Raw genomic sequence first — 22,645 nt, 5'->3', positions numbered from 1 at the left:
ATCTAATATATAGGACACATGCGAGCTTTTGATCGCATTCCCTGCCAACGCTCTTACTGGAAGTATATTTCCTTAGGCCTCTCCGGAAACCTTTTTTGTGAGCGGTACACAACCAAAGCTGAGCTGATACACCTCTTGTCGCTTCACCCCGTCGCGATTAAGGAAACTTTGATGTTCTTTCATAACATCGACCATCTTCGCTCGAATGTATTCAAAGTCTTTGGGATCTATCGCAACGACGACGGTGCCAAAGAAACAGTCCTGTGATGGAACCTCTTTAACTACTTGTGAAAGCTTTGCGATTTCGTCTTGTGTTTTTTGTTCGGATTCGGGAGCCACCTCCGCGAGTGGTGAAAATGCCCGCGAGGCAACGGCCACTAATTTTCCGGCAGAATTTCTTTGCACTTTTCTATCACGGAGCAATTCGTCCAACATGATGGCCGCCTGGTCTTCCGTAACACCGAGTCTTCTTGAAATCCATTTGAGGTCTTCGTGAAAACCTTCCGTTCCGACCAACTCTAAAAACACGCGAAGATGCCACATTTCAATGAGGTCTTTACGATGCTCTAAAAGATACTGTTCAAAATCTTTGTCTCCAGCCAAACCCGCTTTTAGTTTTTCGCGGCTTTTCTTGGAAAGCCCCCGCTTACCTTTGATAATTTCGTTCAAACTCGACGGCGAAAAACCTAGCTGATGAGCGAAAGCTCTTTGGGAAAATCTTGGATTTCGTTTTTGTTTTAAAAGAATCAAATTTTGCAGAAACTCTCTTATATCTAGATCCAATACGTCCGATAGTCCTTCCACTCAAGTCCCCTTTTAAACGATCAGAAAAAACCGAAGTAAGATGTGCTTGTCAGGAGAATGCAAATCCGTAAACACCCCCCTGTATAAATATTTTAGCGGACAAATAAGAAGGAGAGCGAGACCCGGAATCTTTATGAGATTTTTTACTGTTCTGTTTTTTCAGAACATCTCAATTCAGAAAAAGTCATGCCTTGCTTAGAGATGTTCTGAAAAATAGAACAGTAATTCGAGAATTATGACGCCCGTGATTCTAATTTGAGCAGAACGTTTTGTTCGCTTTGCCACAGTACCTTTACTTTAATAACCTTTTCTAAGAATCAATTTCGTCCGAGAGTAATACTAAATTAATACTCATATACTGGAGAATTCCATGTCAGAGGCGAAAGTTATACCTGTCTTCCACAAAAGAAACGCGGATCCATCCACTGAATTGCGAGAAGAAACAAGAACTCTTTTGGAAGGCATCATTAAGAGAATGGTGGATGACCCTCAAAGTGTCAGTGTTCGATTTTCTGTAGGAGAAAAAACAACGGTTTTTGTTGTCGACTGTAGCAAAGAAGCCATTAGCCGACTTATCGGAGCCGGCGGAAAAAACATCATGGGTCTTCGACACGTGATTGCATCAATTATGGCCAAGAAGGGACTTAGATCAGTTATTGAAATTCCTTACTATAGACAGGATCGATAACACTGACTCGAGAGGTGTTCTGATTAAATCAGAACACAAAATTTTTTCTACTCTAGTAAACCACATTGAAAGATTGTAAAAAAATTTTCTGACTATCGATTTGAATTTTCAGAAAGTCTAAGATGAGCAACGTTGGTAAAATACTTCAGTATGACATTAAAGAGTTTCTTGCTCGTATTATTGAACACAAGAAACAAAAAAACCCCCGCTTCTCCCAAAGGGCCTTCGCAAATCAAATCGGCCTGACTAGCACAACTCTCAATGAAATTCTCAAAGGAAAAAGACGAATCTCGGCGAAGACTATGGCGAAACTAAAAGCTGCCTTCGCCCAAAACGAAGAACTGCTTCAACTTTTGGACAATCAAAATTACACCAGCTTCTCGACATTTCACGTGGACACTTCGGCTTTGAGAGCGCCACTATCAAGCTGGTTTCACATCGCCATTTTGGAGCTTATGCAGACCGAGAACTTTTGTGAAGACCCGGCTTGGATAGCAAAAAGACTGGGAATTTCAATTGCAGAGACGACGCAAGCCCTTGAAGATTTGCTTAAGATCGAAGCCATTAAACGAAATCAGTTTAACAAACTCATTCCTACCCATAGTAACCAGATTAAGTTCGCCGACGACAGCAGCCGTGAATCTATGCTTCGAACTCACAACGAATTTCTCAAAATTGTTGGTAATTCCGTAAGCAGTTTACCTTTAGAGAAGATTTCGTGTGGTTATTTGCTTGTGGCGGCCTCGGAAGAGGATAGAGATTATATCCTGGCCAAATCTCTTTCGTTTGTTCGCGAGTGCGAGGAGTATCTGGGACGAGCCAACGTCTCTAAAAAGGAAGTGTTTTTACTTAACGTCAATTTCGTCCCGGTCACAAAAACGATTCCGGATGACCCTTAAGACATTAAAAAAAAGCGACCAGGACTCCTGGCCGCCTCCTTCGCTCTCTTCAGCCCAAGTCTAACTAGGGATGATGATAGCGATCCGTCTTGCTGCCAGCCGATTTCTGACTCACCTCGCGTGAGTTAGAAATATCTTTGGCGCCAGCATTTTCAAGAACTCTTTCAGCCTTATCTTCCCACTCTTCGTCATCCACGTGAACAGAGAGAAGAATACCGCCGTCCTTGACCATCTTTTCATATCTTTTGGCTTCGTATTCAGGAATACCGATGCCCGCTAAAGCACCCGCGACTCCGCCGACGGCGGCTCCGGCACCAAGCCCGGCAAGCGCACTCATGATCGGTCCGGCCGCGACCAAAGGTCCCAAAGCTGGGATCGTTGCCACGGCTCCAACTCCGACAAGCCATCCCAATGTGCCACCAAGCACCGCTCCTGTGCCGCCTCCAATGGCCGCACCTTCTGGAGCTTTCGTTCCTTTTTCATGAGCGAAAGTTTTGGTGTCGCCTTTATCCGGCATCAACACCGAAACGTCTTCAGGACGAAATCCTTCCGCCTTCAAATTGTTGACACAGTTTTCAAGACTCATTCTGTTTTGGAAAATTCCAAAAACAACTTTTCTTCCTTGTTTTGGCATGTGTTCCTCCGTTTTATTCCGTTGCTACATCAGTTTGATTCGTCACGGTTTGTGCGCCCGCGGTTTTCTTCGCAATTTCTTCTACTTTCGCTTGCTCCTGATCAGACGCGACGGTTCCTTTCAGCAGCACCTTTCCATTATTTGTAATAATGGTGATATTTTTCGCTCGCGTTGATAAAGATTTATCGGCGTTAATGCGCTCGCGAATCGTGCGGGTCAACGCGGTGTCTTTTTCCGTTTTCCCCTGGTCCATGGCCGTTTTACGAGAGCTGTCCATGGCGTCTTTTTCCATGGAGGCGGCTTCATCGCTGGCCTTATTCATCGTACTGCCTGTTTGCGACGTCTGACTGGTCCCTTTGGCAAATCCTAGCGCGGGAACCAATAGCAATGCCAACATCAATGTCATCACTTTCATATTGTCCTCCGATTCTTAAGCCAGGTTATTACGACTCCGAGTTCTTTCCCTAGATGTAAGTTTGCATCTTTGTATTTTTGCGGCGGTCTTTCTTGTTCCAGGATGCCGTCATACAATTGCCGTTCACAGGAGGAACTATGGATAGAAGAGCGACTGCAATCTGGAGAGGAAATTTACAAAATGGCCGAGGCGAACTTTCGACAGAAAGTGGCGCAATTAAAAGCACACCATACTCATTTGCCACACGATTTGAAAATACTCCCGGTACAAATCCGGAAGAGTTGATCGGTGCGGCTCATGCCGGGTGCTTCACTATGGCTCTTGCCGGAGCGTTAGCAAAAAAAGGCTTTATCGCTGACAGCCTTGAAACCTCCGCAACGGTGTCCCTCACAAAAAAAGGCGAAGGTTTTGAAATCACTTCTTCAAAATTGAAACTGCGCGCACAGGTTCCCGATGTCGACGCCAAAACTTTTGAAGCGATCGCGCAGGATGCTAAGAAAAACTGTCCCGTTTCAAAAGCGTTGAATATGGAAATCACTCTGGATATCGATTTTCATCCGTCATTGCACAGCACTAGCGCGTCTCATTAATGACTATTTACAAAAGAGAAGGTCTTACTGCATACTTTAGGAAAACACTCTTAAGGAAACCAGCATGAGACTTTCTCTTTTACTTTCGTGTCTTCTTCTTTCCGCTTGTGCGATGACAGGCAAATCCATCAAAGATGTTCCCGCAGTGGATGCTGCAAAAATTCAGGTGCCGCCCTTTAGTGGACTGGAGCGACGGACTCTTTCTTTAAGTATTATCGACGAGCGCAAACCAGAGTTTAAAAACAACTCGGAAGAACTGCGTGCGGAACTGAATAAAGCTATCACTGAAGCCCTGGCCAAAGAGAAAATCACGGTTCAAGCATCGGGTGCAAACTCTTTAGTTGTTTCCATTCACGACACGCAAATGAATAAGTTTAAAGAGGGCTGCGTGCGTATTTCCGGTTCTTTGATTATTCCCAAGAAAGCGAAACTCAATGCCGAAGCCAGCGGTTGTTATGAACTCCGCCATCCTTTTGGATTTAAAATGGGCACGGACATTACGAAAGCTTATGAAGAAAGCCTGAGCTTGTTCTTTAAAAATCTTGATCAGGCTTTAGGACAATTGCATTTGAAAATGTAATTAGCGGTATGCTTTGCCGCGGCCGTTGTTCCACAGAACCAGACCGGCGGGAGCATTGACATCTTGTGCGCCCGTCGGAGAGAACCCCATACTGCGACTGTCGACATCCGAGTCATTCGAAATCGTCGTTAAATAAAATCCAGAAATATCATTCCAGACAACTCCCGCGATCTGACTGCCTCCGCCAGGAGTAATCACGATATTGATACCGCTCGGATCAGTGACTGAGTTGGGGACTTCAATAGCGGCCCCACCGTGTCCTCCGTTGTATCCGTTCGTGTCTGTATTTAAATTTCCCGCATCGTTATTATCAGCTAAACCGCCGGCTCCACCGCCACCACCAAAATAACCGCCGCCGCCGCCGCCGCCATACTGAACCGCACAGCCACCGGCACCACCGCCGAAGCCTGCACCGAATCCTCCGCGGCCGAATTTAGCCTCACCTGGATTATTACCCAAAGCGGAGCCGACAAAACATGTGCTACCACCTTGGCCTGCGCTTCCGTTAATTATCGCAACACCATTAGAAGGAGCATAGTCGCCCGTCTCTGTATTTCCCGCAGCTGTACTGCTCGCGCTGCCACCACCAAGAATTCCACCGACACCGGCCGCTCCGTTTTGCGCCGTCGAGAAGGCGCCTTCACCCACGCCTCCGGCACCGCCCGCTCCCGCGTCGGAGTTGTTAGTTCCACCGCGTCCGCCGCCGCCGCCACCACCATAGATCACGCCATTGTTGAGAATCGTAACATTCGCCAACATGCTCGAAATTTTAAACGCGGTTCCGCCTGTTTGCCCTTGACGTAAAGAGCCTGGCGCTCCCGTCGCGGCACTCCCGCCCGCTCCTGCTGCGCCAATAATTTGACCGTTGTTGATTAAACGAACGCGCGCTCCCGTGGCAAGAGTTCCAGTCTCCATCGCCGGCAGAGCAGGATTTGTACTATAGACTTTGGCGCCACTGTTGACAGTGACCACGAAAGTACGAGTCGATCCAGCAACGGCCGCGCCATATTGCGCATTCGCCGTCGCATAAATATTATAGTTCGCTTCATCTGAGGCAATCGCAGGCAACACAACGGCATCCGTCATCGTAACGTTGACGGTCGCTACCGTCGACTCGTACGTACCACCGGCGTCATCTTGAACTTTCACCGTAACAACCGCACTTGTGTCAAGCCCTGCCGTCGCAGTCAAATACACCGTCATTGTTCCATCACCTGTGCGTAATTGTGAACAATCGACCGTCAACCGCGATGGATTTGAATTTGTACAAACCAAATTTAAATTCTGGGCATTTTCATTCGGCGGCCCCACGTCAACTGTCAAATCGAAATTTGAATTTGTCGTGCCCGAAGGATTCAAAAGAATCTCGTGACTTGTCGGAATCGCGGTAATCGCTGGCGCATCGTTGACAGGGTTTACGATAATCTCGATTTCTTGTTCCAGCACCGAGTTCGGTTCACCGTTGCCGTCATCGAAACTGATTTTCGCAAAACAGCTTCCGAAATATTGTGCCAAGGGTTTAATGCTAACAGCGCCCGTCGTCGCATTGATCGTGATATCCGTTGCCGGAGTCGCCACAACAGAAGCGTCATTACACGCCGTGCCCGATAGACCTGTGAAAACAAGCGCGTAAGTTCCATCACCTTCGTCAAGCGAAGTCACATCCGCATCCGCCAAGACTTCAACACTGGCGCTGGCAAACGCGGGATCATCTTCCGTCAACTCATCAGGAACACCGATCGTCAAAGTCGGTGCTGCATTCACCACAGAGATAACCAAAGACTCGGTATCGGAAGCAGCCAAAGTATCTGTCGCCTTGATCGCTAAAGTGCACGGACCGAAATTCGCATTCACAGGCGTTCCCGAGATTGCCACACTTCGTCCGTCGGCAGACGGAGTTGCGGTGATCCACGCACACGTGTCCGCAGCGTCTCTTGTCACCGTTAAATTTTCTGGATCAGGATCTGTCACAGGAATCGTGCAAGTATACGCAACATCTTCCGTCGCCGTTGCCGAACAAGGCGCAAGACTGCTGGATACGACAGGAACGTCCTGCACGTTATTCACAGTGATCGCAATATCTGCATAACCCGTGGATGGGAACGTATCTGTCAGAGCAATACGAATCTGACATGTTCCCTGATAGTCAGCCGCCGGCCTAAAGCTGATAGCACCCGTTGTCGCATCGATAGTCAGATTTGTCGCAGCCGGAGCCATCGCATGATCTTCACACTTGTCGCCCGCGACTGTCGGCGCCACCAAACTATAAACACTGCCGCCACCTTCTTCGATAGAAGAGATATTAGCATCAGGAATAACAACAGCCAAAGCCGCATCTTCGGAAATACTAAAAGGAGCTCCCGTGACATTAATGATTGGCGGAGAGTTGGTGATCGAAATACTCCATGAGAAGCGTGCACTCTGACCACCGACATTGTCTTCAGCGTAAACGTCGACATTACATGTAGTACCCACTTCAGCCGCTGTGGGGGTCCCGCTGACTTCTCCGGTTGAAGAGTTGATTGACAGCCAGCCTCCGCACGTCGTCGTGGCATCAAGATAATAAGCCAGGGTCAAGGGCGAAGGTAAGTCGATATCCGTTGCCGCAATCGTGCACGAATAAAGAATGTTCTCTCCGACTGAAGACGCACACGCCAGCGTATTGATCACAGGCACGTCATTCACAGGCTGAATGTCTAAAGTCACCGTCGCCACAACAGATTCGTTGCCGGCACGGTCGACTATTTTATAGGTGAAAGAATCATCCGTTTCATTATCTGCATCCGGAGTGTATGTACAATTCAGGACCGCCGAATTCGCAATACATCCCGTAAGAGTTCCCTTTGTCGGCGTCGTCATGAAGACAATGTGAAACTGGTCATTTTCCGTCGGCGTATTCAACGTAAAATTTTGCACCGTATCTTCAGTTACGGAAATAGTTTGATTGGCACCAATCACAGGAGTCTGGTCATCAATAATGAAACTTCCAAGATCCACGATCTCTTCCGTGCCGCGAATAACCGCAACAAGTCGCACTTTATAACTTTGTTCAGTCAAAGCCGACACGTTCCAATCGTAAGAGCCCGTATTTGATAAGCTCGACTCTACTGTTGTCCAAGTCATTCCTCCGTCGTCGGAGTATTCCAAGCGCAGAAAATCAGGAGACATGTTTCCACTCGCCGTTTGCCAGCGTACCGGAATGACATCGGAAGATTTATATGCTGGATTCAGCGCAGCCGTGCTTCTAAGATCAGAACTAAAGACATCGAGCCGGGCGTTCATACACCCGGTAAGAGCGAGAATTGTGATATACAAAGATAGACGTACAAGCATCACGTTCTACTTATCGGAATTACACAGAAAATCTGGATTGTTCTGGACTTAAAAAACTGTCATGATTGTTTCATTATGAGAATTCTTGTTTATTTTGGACTTTTCTCTAGCCTCTTGTTCGCTCCGCCGACGACTTTAGGAGCGTCTTTAAGCCCATCCCCTCTCAGCGGCCAGATCCATGAAAGATTCGATTTCAAAGAGAAGCCCTTAGCGATGGCGCAAATTATTAACGCCACTTTTAAAGACAGCACTTTTCTTGAAGGGACTTGGTTTCAAGTGTCTCTACGCAATACAAAATGGCTTCGTTCGCAGCTTCAAGGTGTTCGCGGTTCACGCGTTGAAATCCTGGACGTCGAGTTTAAAGACAGCAATCTTTCCGGTTTCAAATGCTCCCATTGTCTTTTGGACAATGTGGAATTTCGTAACAGCAAGCTCGACGGATCTCGGTTTGTTTCGAGCGTTTTCAAGAATGTGCACTTTATAAATGTTGACCTGAGCCGCGCTGATTTTGTGTCGAGCCGTTTTCAGAACTGTTCTATGGATGCGCGAAGTGCGGCAAAACTGGATCCTGAAAAAATTAAAAAATGGAACATCCGTGTGATTGTCCTGCAGGAGTCGCAATGAGAGAAATTCTGTCTTCGAGAGCTCTGCAGGTTTATGGCGGTCTTTTAAGCCTCACACATGTTTTAAGCGCGTACTTCTGGATGGATCGTTCTTTGGATCTTGTCGTGAAGGCTTCTGAAATCGGTACGCCCCTTTGCTGGCCCCTGGCTCCTTTTTGTAACGAGCTTCGTTTTGCAAACACGATTTCCGCCGCCAACTTCTTACAAATCTATGCTCTCTTGGGAGTTGTTGGCGCAGGTCTGTTCTTTTTTAATAAAAGCCGCTGGGGTTTTATCGCGTTAATTCTTTTACTGGCTGTGAAAATCTTTTTCACGTCTCTGTCCTATGGCTTGATGGGAAATTATCACTACATGAGTTTCTTCGCGCATGTGGCCTTCTTGTTTTTACCGCACAAGAAAATCATCATCCCTTTCTTCCTGGGCATTTTTTATTGGGGCGCTGGCATTTTGAAATTCGATCCGGAGTGGCTTTCTGGAGTCGCTCTGATCACTCCCAGCTTCCTTCCCCCGGTTTTACAGCATCTGAGTTTGCTTTATGCAGTGGTCTTGGAGTGCATCTTGGTGTTTGGCCTATTTTCCGCCAACAGATGGATTCGCTGGTCGGTGCTGGCTCAGTTTGTTTTATTTCATATTTTTTCCTGGCACATCGTCGGATACTTCTATCCCTTGACAATGTTTTTGCTCTTGGGAATCTTCGTGCTCATTCCGCTTTACAAAGAATCCTGGGACGCGGTTCTGTCCGGGGGAACTTTGCAAAAGAAAAGCGTTTCGATCGCATGCGCGGTTTTATTACTTTTGCAAATCATTCCCACAGCGATTGCCGGAGATCCCGCAACCAGTGGGGCGCCCCGCATTTTATCTTTGAATATGCTTGATGCCCGCGTAGAATGCGAAACCTTGTTGATCCGTCATCAGGCCAGAGCCATGGAAGTCTACAATCCGTTTATCAAAGCGCCTTCCGTTCGGACTCAGTGCGATCCGCTTATTTTCCTTGCGCAAATTAACAACGTCTGCCGAGACTCCTCTGAAAAATTTGATTTCTGGTTGCAGTCGCGCAGAACAACGGCGGATAAGTTCACAACCAGATTATTTATCAAAGACGTCTGCAGCAAAGATCCCCGTGCCTTGCCATGGGCGGAGGTTTTATGAAAATAAAAGCTCTGTTCGCCGTCTACTGTCTTATTGTTGTCGCTTTTCTGGTGCGCGCTGAATTGAAAACGCTGCCGCTTTTAGAACCGGATCTTAGCTTTGTAAAACTCCAGCATCCCATCCAAGGCGCGACGATTGAATACGCCGTCAGCGAGCTTTCCACGCGCTCGCCGCTCTCGACGTATCGTGGAGGGTCGCAACGTCAAGGCTGGGAGCAAAGCTCTGCACCTCTGTTTAAGAATTTTCAGTTGAAATGGAAAGTTGAAAATCTAAATACCGGTATTCATCGCGCCAGCAAAAGTTCCCCGGCTGCGGATGAAAGCGGATTTTATATCGCCGACGACACCGGATTCTTGCGGGCTTACGATTGGGAAGGCCGTTTGCGTTGGCAATTTTATGATGAAGTCAGTGCGAAGGGTTTTCACTCGACACCGCTCACCGATCAAGACACTGTCTATGTCGGAGATTACGCCGGTTACATCTATGCCTTCAATAAAGAAAACGGCGAGATTCGCTGGATCACCAAAGCCGGAATCACCGTCGGTTCATCCCCATTCATGCACGAAGGTGTTCTTTACGTCGGGATAGAACTTGGTGATCCTGATGGATTTTTACTTGCGCTCGATGCTCGAACTGGAGCGTGGTTGTGGACGTCCCCCTTTATCGGCAATCACCCGCATGCATCTCCGGCGTTGAGCAGCGATGGCAAAAGTCTTTTGATGGGATCCAACACCGGGGAAATGAAAGCCTTCGCCCGCACCAACGGGGAACCGCTTTGGTCCTTTGCCACGAAGGATGATATTAAGTGCGCGGCAAGTATTTATGATGATCAAGCCTTCTTCGTTTCCTGGGACGGATATCTTTATGCACTGGATGCGAACTCGGGCGTCCAAAAATGGAAAGTGGCTTTAGATGACGGGGCCATGAGTTGTCCATCGCTGAGTGCCGACGGTCAAAAGATCGCCGTTACCGGCTATCGCAGAAATTTTGTTGTCGACAGAAAAACCGGAAGCACCCTCTGGTCGGCGCCGATTGCAAACAAAGAATCACGCGCGCAAGCAAGTCCACTGATCTTGCAGTATGCAAATCAAGAGGTTGTTCTTTTCCTTTGCGCGGAAACGGCGTTGTGCGTGCAGGACTTAAATTCCGGTCAGGTCCTTCAGAAAATAGAAATGGGGAGTTCTTTTTCCGCCTCCCCTATTTACTATAAGAATCATCTTTTATTATCGACCGTCGACAACGGCCTTTTGGTTTTTACTCAATAGAACTTAAAGGCCCTGCTTTAAATTTATAGCCGTTGCCTTCCGCCGAAGCTTTATCGAATTGCGTTCCTACCGTCGCTGTCATTTTCCAGCCCGAAGGACTTGTTGCTTCGCCAACGTCTCCGCCGGAATTGTCCACGACGGTTTGTTCTTTTGTTGGAGCGTCGAACACCAAGTCTGTTTCTACATGATGGTCGGCGATGTTATTGAGCTCCATCGTTTTAATACCGGCATCATGCGAGCGCAACGAACATATTGAAACGCCGAAACTGTCGCTCACGCTGCAATCGGTTTCTATCACACCTGTGCCTTTGGTGATCGAGTAGTCAGGTCGATATCCTTGAATCACTGTATTGTCAGAGTTCATCAAGCGAATGACGACAAAAAGTTCCGTTGTGCCGTCTGCCAGACCATGTTGGCCCACGACGATTTCCGTATTTTTAAAATCTGATTTGCTCACATCAGTGACCACACCAGTCACGGGTCGTTTGGGAAGTTCAATACCTGGGGGAAGTTTAGGACTCGTGAGACCTAAGCTCTCCAACGAAGCTTCCAGACCGCAACCTGTTAATATAAAGACTGATGTTATAGAGAGCACAGCCAAAACGTACCGGTACATGCTTGCCTCCGTTTAATATGAGCTTTATCGGCCCAAACCGACATCTTCTTTAGAATTTCAGTAAAGGACCGATAAAGATGTCATGAATTTCCGGAACGTGCTTCTTTTTGGTATATTCACCGTCGCGGTGTCGATGACATCCGCGTTTATTGCCGTGCGCTTGTTTCAAAAAGAACCGAGCGCCGTTGAAAACACAGTTTCCTCACAACAGCCGCCCTCGCCGGTTGCAATGGCGAAGACGCCTGTCTTATATAAAGGACAGCCGCAAATTCCACCTCCACCGCCACCTCCTGCGGCGCCACCACAGCAAAAGACAGGAACACCGGCGGAGGCGAACGCTCTTTTGGCAAAATACCTGACACCGAAAGAGTACGATTCTGAGTATGACGCCAGAAAGCCGATCAAGCCTGAAGAGGCGAAACATACTTTATTAAAAGCCGTGCCCGCCTGCGGTGATGATTATGAAAAACTTTGTTTGGAAAATCAGTATATGTCTGAACACCCGATGGCTTGTCTGCGCGCTAAGAAACAAGAACTTTCGGGCGCCTGCTTTGGGCAGCTTCGCGCAGCTCAAGATACATTTAGAAAAGCATGCGGTTCTGACATTCAAAGATTTTGTGATCCCAAGCTGAGACATTACTTTCCCTGTTTGAAGAAAAAGATGGCCGAGCTCTCCGCGAACTGCCGCGCGAATATACAGGCTTCCTCGCGTTAGTAGGTCTTGCGGGTGTTTCAACCAGAGACAATAAGAGTAATTTCTCGCAATCAGGCGGTGTACCCGTAAATTTTTTCGGGGAATTACCCGATAAGATAGGTATCAGAAATTAAAAAGTGTCCCCTTTTTCCCGGAACGTATTGTTAAAAAAGGAACGACTTATGGTAGGCACAAAAAGAAAAATAGCTCTTCATAGTGTTGTGATGACAGCTCTTCTTGCCGTGGCGAGTACTGCGAGTGCGCAGGTTTCGTTTACGGAAGTTCCCCAAGGCCTCACGGTTCAAGGTCGGATTATTCAGCCCGACGGTTTGCCGTTAGAAGACAGCAGCGTCTCTTTTAATATCAAAGTTCTTTCGCCCGGTCCTGAAGCCTGTGTGCTTTTTGAAGAAAATCGCACGGTGAACATGACCAATAGTAAAGGGATGATCAACTTTGTAATTGGCGCGAATGAAGCCGGTGCGACTTCCGTTGCCGTAGGCCACAGTCTTCCTTTAAACAAAGTCTTAAAAAATTCCGGTGCGATCACAGGACTCACAAAGTGTGCGAGTTCTTATAATAGTTATGCTCCGCAAGCTGGTGACAGCCGTAAAGTGCGCGTAAGCTTTACTGTCGGCAGTGAGACAGTTGCACTGTCTCCTGACTTTAATCTGCGTTCTGTGCCTTACTCGCTTGAAGCTGAAAATGCCGTTGCCTTGGAAGGCAAAAAGGCCGCGGACTTCCTGATGAAGTCTGCAAACATCACGCAGGAAAAACTCGAAAGTCTTTTACTGCCTGCAAACTTTGATGGATTGGTTTCTATGTTGAATCCGTCAACGAGCGCGCCGGCGACGGGAACGATCGGTATTCCTTCGTCGGATGGTTCCGCAACACCGGCCCGCGACGGTTTGATGAGATATGATGAAACGACACAAACCGTGCAAGTTTCTGTCGGCGGCCAATGGCAGGATGTAACGACTGCGAATAATTCCAGTGTTGGTTCTGATAAGATTGTCGATGGTTCGATTACAACAGCGGATATTTCAAATGGCGCCGTGACAGGTGGTAAAATCGCCGATAACGCGATCACGACTACGAAATTAGGCGATGAGGCCGTCACATCAGATAAGCTGATGAACAACTCCGTCACCACTTCAAAAATTGCCGATGGTGCGATTACATTTAATAAGATCGCCAATGGCGCGATCAGCACCAACAAGATTGTCGATTCAGCGATCACCTCAGTAAAAATCCTGGATGGCACAATCGTCACTGCGGATTTAGCTAATAATGCCGTGACAACAGCGAAAATCTTGGATGCCAATATTACGACGTCGAAGATTGCTGATGGCAACGTCACTACGGATAAAATCGCTGACGCCAATGTCACGACGGCAAAGATCGCAGACAGTAACGTGACGACGGCTAAAATCGCCGACGGTAATGTGACGACAGCGAAGATCGCTGACAGCAACGTGACAACTGCTAAAATTGCCGATGGCAATGTGACCACGGCAAAGATTGCCGACAACGCCGTCACGACGGCAAAAATTCTTGATTCGAATGTAACAACTTCTAAGATCGCAAACTTGGCAGTGACAACGGCAAAAATTGCGGATGCAAACGTGACGACGGCCAAAATCGCTGACGGCAACGTGACCGACGCAAAAATCGCGTCTGTCTCTGGCGCTAAGGTGACTGGCAATATTCCTGGAAATGCGGCGGGCTTTTACGGCGCTCTTTCAGGAGATGTGACTGGCGGACAAAGTTCTACGTCTGTACAAAGAATCCAAGGACGCTATGTTGCTAACGTGGGCCCTGGTGTCGGCCAAGTTCTTAAGTGGGATGGCGGTCAATGGGTGCCGCAAGCCGATAACAACTCGGGTGGTGACATCACGGCGGTTTGGGCAGGTACGGGTCTTTGGGGCGGCGGCGGAGCTGGTGACGTCTCACTCAGCCTTTCGAACACAGGTGTTGGAGCTGGGTGGTATGGTAACGGTCAATACGTTCCGCAATTCTACGTCGATGCTCAAGGTCGTATTACAGCAGTGAATAACGTGGCTGTTGCTGCAGGGGTTTCTTGCGGTGGTTACCAGCACGGGCAAGTTTATCTGGCATCACCATCTTGCGGTATCACATCGCTTTACCAATGCCTTAACGGCGGTATTAACAACGTCGGCGCTGTCGAAAATGTCGGCTGCGATGGCGACGGAGACGGCTTCTAAAGAATGAAGAAACTGGGCCTCTATTATTTCTCTATCATTCTTCTCGTTTTAGTAAGTCAGCTGACCCCTTGGGGTCAGCTTCTTTTTCAAAGGCCTAAATTCAATCACTTGCAGTTCCCCACAAAAGAACAAAGTTTCACTCCTGCCATTCCGATTCTTAACCCTGGAGTTGTTCCGGCGTTCCCCGCTTCTGAGATTATCTTGCAGGAAAAACTTTTTGCTCCTTTTGTTGTTCTAAAAGGTCAGGACCTTTCTAATAAGAATCTCAGTCACGCGCACTTAAGTTTCGCTGATCTGCGCGACACAAATCTCAAAGGTAGTGATCTGTCCCAGGCACTTTTATATGGCGCTCGCCTTGAAGGCGCGAAGTTCAATACAAAAACCAAACTTCCCTTCAGCAAAGAAACAGCCCGCAACCTTGGAATGCAGGAGGATCTATGAATTCCCTTCTGCAAGAACTTAAAAAATTTCCGCAACTGTTTTTGGTCGGAGCCATTCTTTGCGCCGAGCACTTGCTCACTTTGTTTTTCTGGTTGAGCGAGCGTCCCCTGCACTGGATTTTATCCCCTTCGACACCTTCGGTGTGCTGGCCGATATTTTCAGCCTGTGAGAAATTCAAACCCTCAGAACAAGTTCTGAATATCCTGCTTTCGGCTTACGGACTTATCGCTGTAATTGCTATCGGTTGCTGGGCCTTTAAGAAATTTCGTTGGGGCGTCGTTCTGCTTTGGGCGCTGACTTTATTCAAGGTCGCAATCATTTTGCAGGACTACCGCCTGACCGGAAACTATCACTATCTTCCAACCGTAATCACTCTGTGCTTCCTCTTGGTGCCGCAAAGAGTTCTGGCCCTGCCCGTTGTGTTTTTTTTGATTTATTTCACCGCAGGACTTTTGAAGCTTGATATGAATTGGCTCAGTGGGGCCGCGATCAACGACACTCTTTTGCCGCCGCTCCTTACACGCGTGGGTGTGTGGTATGTGCTGGTTCTCGAACTTGGATTGATTTTTCTTCTCTTCGCCAAAAAAGAACGTTGGTTTTATTTTCTATTTGTTCAGCTCGTTATTTTTCACTTGTACTCGTGGCATTTAACGCGTTTCTTTTACCCCTCGGTGATGTTGCTTCTTTTGGGTGTTCTGCTTATCACGCGGCCGGCCCAGCCGCCTTTAGGTTTTAAAGAAACTTTCCGCCGTGTCTTTGCCAGCAAGATCAGCGTCGTTTTAACAGTGCTATTTATCGGTTTGCAGCTTCCGCAATATTTAATTCCAGGCGACGCGGCTTTGACGGGCGAGGGTCGCATGTACGCCATGATTATGTACGATGGGCGCGTGCAGTGCCAGCCGCATTTGACTCTCTGGAAAAAGAACCAAAGCCAAGAGCAATTGCCTTTGCAACCGCCGTGGCTGATGACGAGAACTCGTTGTGATGCGATGGTGTACTGGCGCCTTACGGAAAATATCTGTGCGTGGGTCAAACACGACCCGGAAATCGTGCAAGTGGACTTCATGCTCCCAGTGCGTTCTGAAAGAACGGAGGAGTGGCGTCCCCTCGTTTCAGCAACGGACGTCTGTGAAAACAAACTGGGATATTCCAGCTTCTTTCCCAATGCATGGATCAACAAGCTGGTACGTGAAGAAGGGCCCTAAGGACTTGGCTCTGTATAGTTAGGCCGTTCCCTGTGCTGCATGAAAGCTCTTCTTTCGTACTCCCGAAATATTTCATGCACACGTTTGTCATCAAGATGCTCTAGCGCCTCTTCTACTTGCAGGTTTTCAAGATCACGCCCCACCGTCAACAAAGCCGCGACTCTTTGATCTTCATAGTAAGCGACGGCAAAATCTCTTTTATCAATGTCACCGATCACATCCATGCGATCAAAGCGGTCCGAAAAGCCAATATATCCCAGGGACACGTCATAATGGGTTGTCCAGAAGAATGGCACGTCGTCAAATTTAACTCGGTCTCCAAGCATGTTTAACGCCGCCACTTGCCCTTGCCGTTCCGCCACCTCCCAATGTTCGACACGAATCAGTCGCTGACTGCGCGGATCAGGCCATTTGGCGATGTCTCCCGCAGCGAAAATACCCGAGGAGCTTGTCTCTAGATATTCATTCACTAAAACTCCATGATCCGTTTTTAAACCGGCTTGTTCTGCCAATGACGTGTTGGGACGAATGCCCGTGCCCACGACGACGAAATCGCAGTCAAGGCTTTGACCGTTATCCAGAACAACACTGCGATCGCGGATTTCCTTCACGTGATAGCCGAGATGAAAGTGCACTCCGTGTTCCTCATGCAGCTTTTTTAAAAAACTTCCGACATGGACACCGACGACCCCCATTAAGGGCATCGACTCTGGAGCAACAACGTGCACTTCCATATTTCGCATGCGTAAAGACGCCGCCACTTCAAGACCGATAAATCCGGCTCCGATAATCACTACGCGCACAGCCCACGATGTGCGAGCAATAATACGCCGGCAATCCTGCAGAGTCCTTAAAAAATAAATATGATCTTTGTCGATCCCGGGAATCGGCGGTTTTACAGGATGTCCTCCGGTCGCGATCAGGCATTTGTCATAAAGAAGACTTTTCCCATTCGACAAGAGAATGTGTTTGCGATGAGCATCTATTTTCTCGGCTACAACTCCAAGTTCCAGATGAATTTTATTCTCGCGATAAAACTCTGGCGGATAAAGAGGAATCCATTCTTCCGGGGCATTCCCAGCCATAAAGTCTTTCGATAAGTTGGGGCGATCGTAAGGCAAGGCTTTGTCTTCGCTCACCACCGTAATCGTGCCTTGAAATCCCTGACGCCGTAACATGACGGCCGCTGAAATCCCGGCGGCCCCGGCACCGATAATCACGTGACGGTGAAACTCCGTCCCGAAACGCGGTTTGATAACGGGGGCTTTTTTATCGGTGACATAGACCTTGTTTTCACAAACTTCCACATGCCAGGCGGCGACAGGGTTAAGAGCGGGAGCCTTCAACGCTTCCCCCGTGCGGATATCAAAACAGGAATGGTGCCAGGGACAACGTACTTCCCTGCCCGTGATTGTGCCTTTTTCCAAGGGCCCGCCATAGTGGGTGCATACGGCCCCGATTGCGAAATATTCTCCTTCTTGGCGAACAAGTAAAACAGGTTCATCACCAACGTGGCCAAGCATTGTTTCGCCATCAAGAAGACTGTCCTCGGAAATTCCTTGCGCGAAGTTGGGGCCGCTGACTTTTGCACTCGTAGCCATCTTAAAACTCCTTGAAAACTCCATCATAGGAAAAGACCTTCACCTTCGCAGTTGGGGTCCAGTTCCTATGTATAAAAACAACACTGCGGCCCGAATTCCACAGAACAACACGATGAATTTTTTGTTAAACGTCTCATTATGACACGATTGCCACCTTCACTGGAGCCGGCGAAATTCCGATGAGAAAATGAGAAAATAGCCAGGAGGCGACAGTTGAAAACGTGGGTGAAAAAACTCGTTGAGCAATTTGATATGGACTGGGGCACCTCATCTAATGGAAAGGATGCACAGGGACCGGTTCTGACTGAAGATCGCGCGACTTTGCTTTATATACTGGATATTTACAATAAACATCTTTTCGAAATCCAGAATCACTCGGTTCGAAAAGTGCGCGCAAAGCTCGATACTTTTGCGAAAGAGCTTGTTCAGCCCGACACGGAGGCGACGGAAAAGACGCTCTTCCGCCTGCGCCAATTTATTTCCAGCTATCGCATTGATGAATACACCTACGTGCAAAATACTTTTGACGATTTTAAGCGTATTATCTGGGACTTTGCCGATCATCTCAGCGAGGAAGCTCACGTCGAAGAAGCGTCCCAAGGCGATATTAATCAAAGCCTTGAACAGCTGCGTGAAGCCGTAGAGTCGAACTCTATCGAGGAACTCCGCGCGAAATCCCGTGAGTTCATCAACTTCTATTTAAAACATCAAAGTACGAAAAACGAGCGTCGCTCGAAACGCATGGAGTCCATCAAAAAGAACCTGACGACCGTGAAGAAGCAGTTGATGGAAGCCAATCAAACTATGCGTCGCGACCACATGACCGGCGCACACAACCGCCGCAGTTACGACGAGCAAGTGCGTCGCTATCTGCAATTGCACGAAATCGACAAAGATCCGATGACTTTGATTCTTTTAGACATCGACTTCTTTAAAAAGATCAACGATGCCTACGGACACGATATCGGGGACTTCGTTCTTAAAGAATGTGTGCGTCTTTTAAATGAAAGCTTCTCGCGGGAAGAGGACTTTATCGCCCGCCTCGGCGGTGAAGAATTTGCCGTGATCCTCCCCGGTTGCAACGTGGACTCTGCCATTAAGATGGCGGAAGAAGCCATGAACCGCATCCGCAAGGAAGTTTTTGTTCAGGATAAATTGGAAATTCGTTTTACCATCTCTATGGGGATTGCCGAAATCACTCCGGGTGAAACAGCGGATAGCTGGTACAAACGGGCTGACGAAGCCTTGTATGAATCCAAACAAACGGGCCGTAACAAGTTCACTCTGGCGAAGAGTCCGCAAATCAAACGTGTCGCTTAGGGAGTGTCTAATTATTTGACACCTGCCTAGTAGCTTCTGGTGACCAGAAAAGCCTGAACAGACGTTCGGGCTTTTTTTATGTTTAGAAATTTCTGAACAGTTTGAAACGATTTTCGGCTCAGCTTCATCACACGCGCTGAAGAAGCTGGTATCACCGTTGCTTTGTGTCTCTGTCATGAAGACACAAACACTTTTCCCAAAACTTTTTGTTCTCTTTTTACTTCTTGTATTCACGATCAACGCTTTTGCAAAAGACCGCGACATCGTGGTGGCGATCATTGACACCGGCGTGGACGTCCATCACCCGTTGATTCGCGAGCACCTGTGGGAAAATCCGCGCGAAAAAATGAATTTATATGATGACGATGGCAATGGATATGCCGATGACCTCCATGGATGGAACTTTTCTTCAAATACGAATGATCTTTCAGACAATCACGGCCATGGCACCCACGTTGCCGGAATTATTCTGCAGAAGGCCCGCTCCGAGCGTCTGAAATTCATGATCTTGAAATATTATGATTCTTCGAAATCGAGTGAAGACAATTTACTGGCGACGGTGAAAGCCATTCGCTATGCCACAAAAATGGGGGCTGACATTATTAATTACTCCGGCGGCGGCGACGAACGAAGTGCCATGGAAGAGGCGGCGATTCGCGATGCCCAGAAGAAAGGAATTCTCTTCGTCGCTGCTGCTGGTAATGAGGGACGAAATACCGATCGTTTCGGTTATTATCCCGCAGGATATAAGCTCAGCAATATTATTTCAGTGGCAGCGATGGATTCGCAAAAACGTCTGCTTGCAAGCAGCAACTTCGGCGCAAACTCCGTCGATATCGTAGCGCCGGGGAAAAACATTTACTCCTCTTTGCCCGGTGGAAAGTACGGTTTGATGACGGGAACGTCTCAAGCCACCGCCTGGGTGAGCGGCCTTGCCGCCTCTCTCATGCTGCGTTCCGAGAAAAAGTGGTCCCCGGAAGATATGAAGATTGTCCTGGAAAAGAATGCGATCAAAGACCGTCAGTTCGCGAAGAAAATCCGTTCTGCCTCGCGCATTTCCACACTTCAGGCTTCTAACTTCTAAGGAAAACTATTACACTGAGTTCATGTTTAAACATCTCGGTGTCAGCGTCTGCTTACTTGTGTTCGTTTCCTGCTTCCAAGCTTTTGGCAAAGAGGCCTCTTGCCGTCACGATGAAAAAGTTTTTCGCTGCGTTGAAGTGGTGAACAACTATGACGGTGACACCTTAACGGTTAATATTCCGCATGTTCCTGCATTAATAGGTAAAAATATTTCCGTGCGCGTTTCAGGCATTGATACGCCTGAAATAAAAACAAAAAATCAGTGCGAGAAAAACGCCGGTCGTATCGCACGCAACCTGGTTTCCGCCACTTTAAAAAAAGCCAAATCCGTCGAGTTGCACAACGTTCAGCGCGATAAATACTTTCGCATCCTTGCCGATGTCATTGTGGATGGACAATCGTTGAAAGATATTCTGCTAAAGAACAATCTGGCTTACGCTTACGACGGCGGCACCAAAAAACATCCCGACTGGTGTAAAGTTCTGCGCTCTCCTGCAAATCATTAACTTGCACGGCTTCGCAACCCGCGCACAATAGAGCCATGAAAGTAAATGGATTAGGGGGCGTTTTTATCAAAGCGCAAAACCCCGACAAACTTTACAGATGGTATGAAGAAAATTTCGGTTTCGCTCGCAACGAAAGCGGCGACGGTTTCTTGATTTCTTCGGACCATCTCTCCGCAGATTTTAAAGTCGCTTTTTCATCGTCACCGTCCATTATGAACTTTCAAGTTCCGAACTTGGCGCAGTTTCTGACTTCGTTAGCGGAAAAAGGTGTCCGCATCGATGACCACATCGAAGAGACATCCTATGGAATTGTCGCCTGGGTGTTTGATCCTGAAGGCAATAAAATTGAACTTTGGGAGCCGCGACCTTACAAAGAAAACATCATCGTGAATCCGGAACCAGATTAGCTCCTTGTAATTGGTAAAACACCTGTTGCTGAGCATAGTATTTTTTCCTTCTAGAAAGCGTGAAGGAAAAATCTATGAGCGTAAAAATACCCACCTCCGTTATTCAATGTCTTAACTATGTAAATGGAAATTTTCAAAAAGCCTCCGGGCCAAAGATCGAAGTTCGCAGTCCCTACAACGGAGATTTAATCGGTGAAGTTCACGCGACAACGGCCGGAGAAGTGGACACTGCGGTCAAGCAAGCCGCCAAGGCGCAAGAAAGCTGGGCGCTTTTACCAATTAAAGAACGCAGTAAAGTCATGTTTCTATTTCGGCAGATTTTATTGCGCGACCTTGATGAGATCGCGCACCTCAAAAGCTCCGAATCGGGAAAAACTTTCGCTGAAGGCAAAGCCGGTCTTCTCAAAGGCATTGAAGTTCTGGAGTACGCGCTTTCATTGCAGAATATGGACGTCGGCGGAAAAATGGAAGTCTCTCGCGGTGTAAGCTGCGAATACCGCCGTGAACCTCTGGGCGTTGTCGCAGGCATCACGCCGTTTAATTTTCCTGCCATGGTTCCTCTTTGGACTATTCCCATCGCACTCACTTTGGGAAATGCCTACGTTTGGAAACCTTCTGAAAAAACTCCGCTGACCTCAATGAAAATCGCCGATAGCTTGAAAGAAGCAGGATTGCCCGATGGGCTCTTTCAGGTCTTGCACGGCGGAGTTGAAACCGTCGAGGCCATTGTCGATCATCCACTGGTAAAAGCCATTGGCTTCGTCGGATCCACCAGAGCCGCACGTGCCGTGTACGAACGAGGCACACAAAAGTTTAAACGCGTTCTTGCTTTGGGCGGAGCAAAGAACCACATCGTTCTTCTCCCCGATGCTTCTCCGGATTTAGCGGGCCCGGGAATCAGTGACTCTTTCACAGGATGTGCCGGTCAACGTTGTATGGCGGCGTCGGTTCTTCTTGCCGTGGGGGATGTTACGCCACACATTCAGAAGATTGTTGAAAAAGCCCGGTCCCTAACTTTAGGCAAAGACATGGGAGCCATCATCACGGCCTCCCAAGTGGAATTTTTGCGTGAAGCGATCAACCAAGCCGAAAAAGAAGGCGCAAAAATTCTTTTAGATGGTCGAAAAACACCCCCGCCCGCGGGGCTTGAAAAAGGCAACTGGATCGGACCGACCATCATTGACTACGTAAAGCCCGCAAGCGCGATCGCGAAAGTAGAGTTATTCGGTCCCGTTCTTTGTATCATTCGCTGTGAAGACATTTCGCAGGCGATGACGATCGAAAACAGCATTCCTTACGGCAATGCCTGTTCTGTTTTCACCGCGAACGGCGGTTTAGCGGAAAAAGTGATTTCGCGAGCTTCGGCAGGAATGGTCGGCGTCAATGTCGGTGTTCCTGTACCGCGCGAGCCCTTTTCTTTTGGCGGTGTCAACGCCTCCAAATTCGGTCACGGAGATATCACAGGAGCCCAGTCTCTCGATTTTTGGTCCAACGTCAAAAAAGTAACAATCAAATGGGAAAAACAAGAAGACAGCAATTGGATGTCTTAATTTTCAAGGACAAATGGTGA

At 47.9% G+C, this 22,645-nt stretch carries 22 protein-coding genes; 16 read left to right on the top strand and 6 right to left on the bottom strand.

All coding sequences use genetic code 11. The annotated features are described in order from the left end of the window. Positions 1-72: 72 nt before the first annotated feature. On the bottom strand, positions 73-804 hold the full coding sequence (locus QJS83_RS13865; protein WP_284605589.1) for a DUF4423 domain-containing protein: 732 nt from the start codon (positions 802-804) through the stop codon (positions 73-75). 370 nt (positions 805-1,174) lie between these two features. Between QJS83_RS13865 and QJS83_RS13860 the strand changes: the two genes are divergently transcribed. Both QJS83_RS13860 and QJS83_RS13855 read left to right on the top strand, forming a co-directional pair. Next, complete coding sequence (locus QJS83_RS13860; RefSeq protein ID WP_284605588.1) at positions 1,175-1,492, top strand: KH domain-containing protein; 318 nt, start codon at positions 1,175-1,177, stop codon at positions 1,490-1,492. A gap of 122 nt (positions 1,493-1,614) precedes the next feature. Next, positions 1,615-2,391, top strand: coding sequence for a DUF4423 domain-containing protein (locus tag QJS83_RS13855; protein ID WP_284605586.1), 777 nt, complete (start codon positions 1,615-1,617; stop codon positions 2,389-2,391). 64 nt (positions 2,392-2,455) lie between these two features. Here the strand turns inward: QJS83_RS13855 and QJS83_RS13850 are convergent, their stop codons facing one another. Together QJS83_RS13850 and QJS83_RS13845 are read right to left on the bottom strand one after the other, a co-directional pair. Beyond that, positions 2,456-3,025 carry a quinol:electron acceptor oxidoreductase subunit ActD gene (locus tag QJS83_RS13850; protein WP_284605584.1) on the bottom strand — a complete coding sequence of 190 codons (570 nt, stop codon included), beginning with the start codon at positions 3,023-3,025 and terminating at the stop codon, positions 2,456-2,458. Between the two features lie 13 nt (positions 3,026-3,038). Further along, on the bottom strand, positions 3,039-3,440 hold the full coding sequence (locus tag QJS83_RS13845) for a BON domain-containing protein (protein WP_284605582.1): 402 nt from the start codon (positions 3,438-3,440) through the stop codon (positions 3,039-3,041). Positions 3,441-3,577: 137 nt separating this feature from the next. Here QJS83_RS13845 and QJS83_RS13840 point away from each other — a divergent pair, with 137 nt between their 5' ends. Beyond that, positions 3,578-4,030, top strand: a complete 453-nt coding sequence (locus QJS83_RS13840; RefSeq protein ID WP_284605580.1) for an OsmC family protein — start codon at positions 3,578-3,580, stop codon at positions 4,028-4,030. A gap of 64 nt (positions 4,031-4,094) precedes the next feature. Beyond that, entirely contained in the window at positions 4,095-4,610 is a 516-nt protein-coding gene (locus QJS83_RS13835) for a hypothetical protein (protein WP_284605577.1), read from the top strand. On the opposite strand, the gene QJS83_RS13830 is transcribed toward QJS83_RS13835, so the two are convergent. Beyond that, a complete protein-coding gene (locus QJS83_RS13830; protein WP_284605575.1) occupies positions 4,611-7,943 on the bottom strand; it encodes an Ig-like domain-containing protein in 3,333 nt (1,110 codons plus the stop codon). A gap of 75 nt (positions 7,944-8,018) precedes the next feature. On the opposite strand from QJS83_RS13830, the gene QJS83_RS13825 reads away from it, so the two are divergent. From QJS83_RS13825 to QJS83_RS13815, 3 genes are read left to right on the top strand one after another with little or no spacing between them, the layout of a single operon-like run. After that, positions 8,019-8,567: a pentapeptide repeat-containing protein gene (locus QJS83_RS13825; RefSeq protein WP_284605573.1), complete on the top strand. Its 549-nt coding sequence runs from the start codon at positions 8,019-8,021 to the stop codon at positions 8,565-8,567. Further along, positions 8,564-9,715: a hypothetical protein gene (locus tag QJS83_RS13820; RefSeq protein WP_284605570.1), complete on the top strand. Its 1,152-nt coding sequence runs from the start codon at positions 8,564-8,566 to the stop codon at positions 9,713-9,715. The genes QJS83_RS13825 and QJS83_RS13820 overlap by 4 nt, the downstream gene beginning before the upstream one ends. Continuing rightward, entirely contained in the window at positions 9,712-10,980 is a 1,269-nt protein-coding gene (locus QJS83_RS13815) for an outer membrane protein assembly factor BamB family protein (protein WP_284605569.1), read from the top strand. Before QJS83_RS13820 ends, QJS83_RS13815 begins: the two co-directional genes overlap by 4 nt. Here the strand turns inward: QJS83_RS13815 and QJS83_RS13810 are convergent. Further along, positions 10,970-11,596 carry a hypothetical protein gene (locus tag QJS83_RS13810; protein WP_284605567.1) on the bottom strand — a complete coding sequence of 209 codons (627 nt, stop codon included), beginning with the start codon at positions 11,594-11,596 and terminating at the stop codon, positions 10,970-10,972. The genes QJS83_RS13815 and QJS83_RS13810 overlap by 11 nt on opposite strands. An 82-nt stretch (positions 11,597-11,678) precedes the next feature. Here QJS83_RS13810 and QJS83_RS13805 point away from each other — a divergent pair, with 82 nt between their 5' ends. The 4 genes from QJS83_RS13805 to QJS83_RS13790 all read left to right on the top strand — a co-directional run bounded on the left by QJS83_RS13805 (position 11,679) and on the right by QJS83_RS13790 (position 16,158). Next, complete coding sequence (locus QJS83_RS13805) at positions 11,679-12,311, top strand: hypothetical protein (RefSeq protein WP_284605565.1); 633 nt, start codon at positions 11,679-11,681, stop codon at positions 12,309-12,311. Between the two features lie 161 nt (positions 12,312-12,472). After that, on the top strand, positions 12,473-14,512 hold the full coding sequence (locus QJS83_RS13800; protein WP_284605563.1) for an autotransporter outer membrane beta-barrel domain-containing protein: 2,040 nt from the start codon (positions 12,473-12,475) through the stop codon (positions 14,510-14,512). 3 nt (positions 14,513-14,515) lie between these two features. Beyond that, positions 14,516-14,953 (top strand): pentapeptide repeat-containing protein, encoded by a 438-nt coding sequence (locus tag QJS83_RS13795; protein ID WP_284605561.1) that lies wholly within the window; start codon positions 14,516-14,518, stop codon positions 14,951-14,953. Next, a complete protein-coding gene (locus tag QJS83_RS13790) occupies positions 14,950-16,158 on the top strand; it encodes a hypothetical protein (protein WP_284605559.1) in 1,209 nt (402 codons plus the stop codon). The genes QJS83_RS13795 and QJS83_RS13790 overlap by 4 nt, the downstream gene beginning before the upstream one ends. Here the strand turns inward: QJS83_RS13790 and QJS83_RS13785 are convergent. Next, entirely contained in the window at positions 16,155-17,759 is a 1,605-nt protein-coding gene (locus tag QJS83_RS13785) for an FAD-dependent oxidoreductase (RefSeq protein WP_284605556.1), read from the bottom strand. The genes QJS83_RS13790 and QJS83_RS13785 overlap by 4 nt on opposite strands. A 213-nt stretch (positions 17,760-17,972) precedes the next feature. Between QJS83_RS13785 and QJS83_RS13780 the strand changes: the two genes are divergently transcribed. From QJS83_RS13780 to mmsA, 5 genes are all read left to right on the top strand, one after another. Then, complete coding sequence (locus QJS83_RS13780) at positions 17,973-19,079, top strand: GGDEF domain-containing protein (protein WP_284605554.1); 1,107 nt, start codon at positions 17,973-17,975, stop codon at positions 19,077-19,079. 175 nt (positions 19,080-19,254) lie between these two features. Next, the gene (locus QJS83_RS13775) at positions 19,255-20,163 is read left to right on the top strand and encodes a S8 family peptidase (protein ID WP_284605551.1); all 909 of its coding nucleotides are present in this window, start codon (positions 19,255-19,257) and stop codon (positions 20,161-20,163) included. A gap of 22 nt (positions 20,164-20,185) precedes the next feature. Beyond that, positions 20,186-20,668: a thermonuclease family protein gene (locus QJS83_RS13770; protein WP_284605548.1), complete on the top strand. Its 483-nt coding sequence runs from the start codon at positions 20,186-20,188 to the stop codon at positions 20,666-20,668. Positions 20,669-20,703: 35 nt separating this feature from the next. Continuing rightward, on the top strand, positions 20,704-21,075 hold the full coding sequence (locus QJS83_RS13765; protein ID WP_284605546.1) for a VOC family protein: 372 nt from the start codon (positions 20,704-20,706) through the stop codon (positions 21,073-21,075). Between the two features lie 74 nt (positions 21,076-21,149). Continuing rightward, complete coding sequence (gene mmsA, locus QJS83_RS13760) at positions 21,150-22,625, top strand: CoA-acylating methylmalonate-semialdehyde dehydrogenase (RefSeq protein ID WP_284605543.1); 1,476 nt, start codon at positions 21,150-21,152, stop codon at positions 22,623-22,625. Positions 22,626-22,645: the final 20 nt, after the last annotated feature.

Origin of the sequence: Bdellovibrio sp. 22V (assembly GCF_030169785.1) — a bacterium.
Classification (GTDB): domain Bacteria; phylum Bdellovibrionota; class Bdellovibrionia; order Bdellovibrionales; family Bdellovibrionaceae; genus Bdellovibrio.
This window is presented reverse-complemented; position numbering and strand designations above follow the sequence as displayed.